This window comes from Frankia sp. CgKIO3, from assembly GCF_977946435.1.
Genome location: NZ_CDWTMO010000233.1, coordinates 1 through 4,905, shown reverse-complemented (window position 1 = coordinate 4,905; position 4,905 = coordinate 1). Strand labels below are relative to the sequence as shown.

The following is a 4,905-nucleotide window of genomic DNA, read 5'->3' as shown; positions in this document are numbered from 1 at the left end:
GAGACAGCTGGTAACAGCACCGTTATGCCTCTGGACCAGCCGCCGCGAGCCGACTGGAATGGGTCGCGGTCCGGGACGCGGAAACTGTTCGCGACAGTGAAAACCAGGTACGACAGTGGAAACCACGCAGGAATCGGTACCGCCGTGCCGGACCGGAACTGGTCCGCAACCGGTCTAGGACCTGGCCGCGACCGCCCGGAACCGGCCCAGAACCATGCCCAGGGGAGACGATGACCAGTACAACGGGATCCGATGCGGCCTTGGCGCCGGCGCGAGACGTGATCGCTATGCAGCGTTCCGCGCCCGACACGTCGGTCGGATACGTCCAGGGTATCCTCAGCCACGACATCTCCACGGAACTCGGCCGGCTGCAACTGCTGGAATCACAGGTGGACCCGGCCACGCACGCCGTTCTCGAGGCGCGGGGAATCGCCGATGGAGGGCGGTTCCTGGAAATCGGTGCCGGTGCGGATTCGGTCGCCTACTGGCTGGCCGACCGGTTCCCCGGCGGGGAGGTGACTGCGGTCGACGTGAGCACGAGTTTCCTCGACGACGCCGGCCGGTCGAACCTGCGGATTGTCCAAGCGGACGTGCGCACCCACGACTTCGAGCCGGGTTCCTTCGACCTCATCCATGCCCGCACCGTCCTCATGCACATCCCCGAGCGTGAGGAGGTGCTGCGGCGGCTAGTCTCCTGGCTGGCCCCGGGCGGCTGGCTGGTCACTGAGGATCTCGTGCTGTCCCCGGTCGACTCGTCACCGCACGACGGATTCCGGCACGCCTTCGAGGCGATCGGCCAGGCGATGGCGTCGTCGATCGGGTCGGACCTGTGGTGGGGGCGAACGCTGCCGGCGCCGCTGACCCGGGCGGGCCTGGTCGACACCGGTCTGCACGCCACGTACTACCCGGTTGGCGGCTCCAACGAGATCGGGCGCCTGTGGCGTGCGACGTTCGGCCAGTCCGCCGACTACCTCGTCGACAGCGGCCTGCTTACCCGTGCCGATCTCGACTCGGCCCTGGCCCTGCTCGCCGATCCCGACTTCCTCGACCTCGGGCCCAGCATCATCGCTGCCTGGGGCCGGCGCCCCCGGCCTGAGCTTCCGGGCGCGGGAACTCCCGCCCTTCCGTCTCTGTCCTCTGTCCTCCGTCTCCGCGACGACCATCTGACCGAACACCGTCGACCACCCGTGAGGTACTCCCGTGACCACTCCGCGTTTCGGTGTCACCCTTCCTCTGCCCGGCATCCCGCTGCGGGACCATCGACGCATCGTCACGGGACTCGCTGACGCCGGCTACAGCGACGTGTGGACGGCCGAAGGCGGAGGCGTCGACGCGTTCACCCCGCTCGCGGTCGCCGCCGCCTGGGATCCCCGGGTGCGCCTGGCGAGCGCGATCGTGCCCGTCCACACCCGCGGCCCGGCGGTGCTCGCCCAGACCGCGGCGACCCTGGCCGATCTGACGTTCGGCGGGCTTGTCCTCGGCATCGGTTCGTCGGTGCCCGCCCACGTGACCGACCTCAACGGCATCCCGTTCGACGAGCCCTTCCGTCGGACCCGGGACACGCTTCGTTTCCTCACCCGGGCGCTGCGCGGCGAGGTGGTCTCCGGCGCCTTCGACACGTTCGCGATCCGCGGCTTCGTCCTACCGAATCCTCCGATCGAGACGCCGAAGGTCATCCTGGGAGTGCTGCGGCCCGGCATGCTCAAGCTCGGCTTCACCGAGGGGGACGGTGCCGTCACCAATCTGCTGTCCCCCGAAGATCTGATCAAGGTCCGTGCCGCCGTCGGACCGCAGCCAGCGGGCAAGGAGCTGGTGGTGAAGGTCTTCGTGAGCCCGAACGCCGATCCGAACGTCGCCCGCCGCGACAGCCGGCCGTTCCTCACCTGGATCCTCAACCAGACCCCTTACCACGCCTTCCACGAATGGCTCGGCAACGGCGAACGGCTCGCCGAGTCCCACGAGCGCTGGACCGCCGGGGACCAGCGTGGTGCCGCCCGGGCGCTACCCGACGAGGTCATCGACGCCCTGTTCATCCACGGCACGCCCGAGCAGTGCCGCGACCAGATCGCCGCATATGTGCAGCCCGGGGTCACCGCGGTCCAGCTCTACGTCCGCCTGACTCCGTCCTTCCTGCTCGGAGCGTGGGACACCGCCGGATCGACCGGATCAGCCGGATCAACTGGATCGGCTGGCGGGGGAGAGCAGGATCTGGCCGAGCGGGTCCTCGGCCTGCTGAGCACGCTGCGCCCCCGCATCCCCACGCCGGCTGGCATCGGCTGATCGACCTCGCCGGACGGACCGCGCCGGTTTCCCGACCACGGGCCGCGCCGCTACCGACCAGGGCCACCGGGGCCGCTACCTGACCACGGCCACCGGGCAGTGCGCGTGCAGGACGCACTGGTGGCTCACCGAACCGAGAAGCAGTTCGGCGAAGCCGCCGTGCCCGCGGCTGCCGACCACGAGCAGCTGCGCGTCAGCCGAGGCCCGCAGCAGCGCATGGGCGGGGCCATCGACGACGGTCTCCTTCCTGACGGGGATGGGCAGCCCGCCGGCGTGCTCGGTGACGATCGTGGAGACGGCCTGGTCGAGGGTCTGCCGGGCCTGCTCCGCCAGCGCCGATCCGATATCGGCGTAGCTCCCCGGGTAGATCGGGATGTCCAGGTGCCAGGCGTGCACGACGTGCAGGGCGCTCTTGCGGAGCATCGCCGCCTCGACGGCCCACCGTAGTGCCGTGAGCGAGGGGGCCGAGCCGTCCACGCCGACGACCACCGGCCGGTCGTCGATGCCGACGGGCTGGTGCGCGCCGCCGCTCGCCATATCGCGGTCATGCTTTCCGGACCGGTGCCTGCCGGATCCGGCGGCCGGGGCGACCGGCCTTACCACGACGACCGGCAGGGAGGCATGGTGCACCACACCCTGGCTTACCGAGCCGCTCACCAGCCGGTGCAGGGCCCCGTGACCGCGCTCGCCGACGACGATCATCCGCGCGTCGGCCGCGGCCCGCAGCAGCTCCGGGACGGGACTGCCCTCCTCGACCCGCCGGATGATCCGCACTGTCGGATCGCTGACCCGGGCGGCGGTCAGCGCGGTGTCCAGAACCCGCGTGGCGGCGTGCGCCAGACCCTCGCGGTCGGCGTTCGCCGCGGTCTCGAAGACCGGCCGCGGTTCGCCCATGACGTCCCATACCAGTACCGCGATCACCGGGACCAGGCGCTGGGCGGCCTCGTCGCAGGCCCACCGGATCGCGGCGACGGACGCGGGTGAACCGTCGACCCCGACGACGATCCCACCGGCGGCGGACTCCGCGTCCGCCGCCTCGACGGCCTGCCCGGCGGGGCGCGCGTACCCCGCGGTGTCCGACTGTGCCGCGGTGTCCGACATCCCTATCACCCTCTCGCCGTGCTGCTCCCCGTCACTGCCATGGTTCCGCCTGAAGGTGACCCCCGCGACGTGACGCGCGGGGTGAGCCGGTGGGGCCTGCGGCCGGTCATGACCCTGCCGGATGGCCCGCGGCCTGAGGCCAGAGAGATGGCCTGAGGTCGGAGAGGTGGCCTGAGGCCGCAGAGGTGGTTGGTCGACGGAGCGCCGGGTGGTGTGCCGGCCGTCAGCGGCCGATGGTGCGGTGCAGGAACGCCAGAACGACGCCCATCCGCTCCCGGGCCGGGAAGGCACCGCCGTGGCCGGCGCCCGGCACGATCGTCACGTCCACCGCCGGCGCTCCGGCGGCGCGCAGCGCGTGGGCGAATTCCAGCGACTGCTGGTGGGGGACCGTGCAGTCCGCGTCCCCGTGCTCGATCAGGAACGGCGGCAGCGGCCCGCGGCTCAGGTAGTTCAGGGGGCTCGCCACCCGGACCAGCTGGGGCACGGCCGTCACGGTGCGGCCGAGGAACCGCGACTCCGGCGAGTGGGGCTGGTCGTGCTGGGCGTCAGCCACGGTGCACCGCTCGTTCGCGCGCAGCTGGGCGTCCATCGAGGCGAAGTTCACCGGGCCGTAGAAGTCGACGACGGCCTGGACGTCGCTGGACACCCCGGGATTGCCGAGCCCCGGGTCGTCGAACATCGCCACGCCGCTCGTCGTGCCCAGCATCACCGCGAGGTAGGCCCCGGCCGACGCGCCGGTCGCGGCGATGCGGGAGGGGTCCAGGCCATAGGTGCCCGCGTGGGCCCGCAGCCAGCGGACGGACGCCTTCACGTCCTGGACCGCGGCCGGGAACTTTGCCTCCCCGGACAGCCGGTAGTTCAAGCTGGCGACGGCGTACCCGGCGTGGACGAGTGCTCGGACCACCGGCAGGTCGTCCCGCTTGTCGCCGAGCATGAACGCGCCACCGTGGATCGTGAGTACCACCGGCAGGACCGTCCCGGGGGTCACCTGGGCCCCTTCGGCACCTGCCGTCGGGGCCGGCGGGGAGGGACGGTAGAGATCCAGCCGCTGTGCCGGCGAGACCGGCGCGTAGGGCACGTCCCGCAGGACCCACATGCCGCCGGACTCCTCGGGCGTGCCGGCCTGCGCGGGTGCGCTGTTCGGGCCACCCGGGCCCGACGCTGTCGGCGACGCGGGGCGAGGGGCGGAGCCGTGCCGGGAGCACGCAGCCAGGCCCAGGCCGAGCGCGAGCATGCTGCCGGTGGCGGCGGCGAGGAATCGGTGCTGGGCGGAGCGGATGATGACAATTCTCCCTTCCGGAGGGCCGTCCGCGGGACGGGGATCGGCCGGGCAGGGATCGGCCGGGTAGGGGTCAGCGGGGACGGAACTCTCGCCTCCGCCAGTCATCATGCCCTGCCGCTCTAACCGCCCCGAACATCCGATCGCATGATGAATCCCTTGATCTTGGCGTTTGTCGATATTCTAGGCGGACGGCCCCGGGTGTTGTCCGTTCGGGACACCCGGATCGCGGCCGGAGCCGGAGC

Annotated in this window: 4 protein-coding genes; 2 read left to right on the top strand and 2 right to left on the bottom strand. The window is 71.6% G+C overall.

Annotation, left to right across the window (positions count from 1 at the left end; translation table 11 throughout):
- The first annotated feature begins 287 nt into the window (after nt 1–287).
- Together AC08OJ_RS18605 and AC08OJ_RS18600 are read left to right on the top strand one after the other, a co-directional pair.
- Complete coding sequence (locus tag AC08OJ_RS18605) at nt 288–1,286, top strand: class I SAM-dependent methyltransferase (RefSeq protein WP_476596411.1); 999 nt, start codon at nt 288–290, stop codon at nt 1,284–1,286.
- Complete coding sequence (locus AC08OJ_RS18600; RefSeq protein WP_476596410.1) at nt 1,201–2,280, top strand: LLM class F420-dependent oxidoreductase; 1,080 nt, start codon at nt 1,201–1,203, stop codon at nt 2,278–2,280. Before AC08OJ_RS18605 ends, AC08OJ_RS18600 begins: the two co-directional genes overlap by 86 nt.
- 75 nt (nt 2,281–2,355) lie before the next feature.
- Here AC08OJ_RS18600 and AC08OJ_RS18595 read toward each other — a convergent pair whose 3' ends face one another.
- Nucleotides 2,356–3,381 carry a universal stress protein gene (locus AC08OJ_RS18595; RefSeq protein WP_476596409.1) on the bottom strand — a complete coding sequence of 342 codons (1,026 nt, stop codon included), beginning with the start codon at nt 3,379–3,381 and terminating at the stop codon, nt 2,356–2,358.
- Nucleotides 3,382–3,604: 223 nt separating this feature from the next.
- A complete protein-coding gene (locus AC08OJ_RS18590) occupies nt 3,605–4,771 on the bottom strand; it encodes an alpha/beta hydrolase fold domain-containing protein (protein ID WP_476596408.1) in 1,167 nt (388 codons plus the stop codon).
- Between the last annotated feature and the right edge of the window lie 134 nt (nt 4,772–4,905).

What these genes read in the sequence shown, in the direction of transcription:
- AC08OJ_RS18595 (WP_476596409.1), bottom strand. Translation starts at nt 3,381, where the DNA reads ATGTCGGACACCGCGGCACAGTCGGACACCGCGGGGTACGCGCGCCCC.
- AC08OJ_RS18590 (WP_476596408.1), bottom strand. Translation starts at nt 4,771, where the DNA reads ATGATGACTGGCGGAGGCGAGAGTTCCGTCCCCGCTGACCCCTACCCG.
- AC08OJ_RS18605 (WP_476596411.1), top strand. Translation starts at nt 288, where the DNA reads ATGCAGCGTTCCGCGCCCGACACGTCGGTCGGATACGTCCAGGGTATC.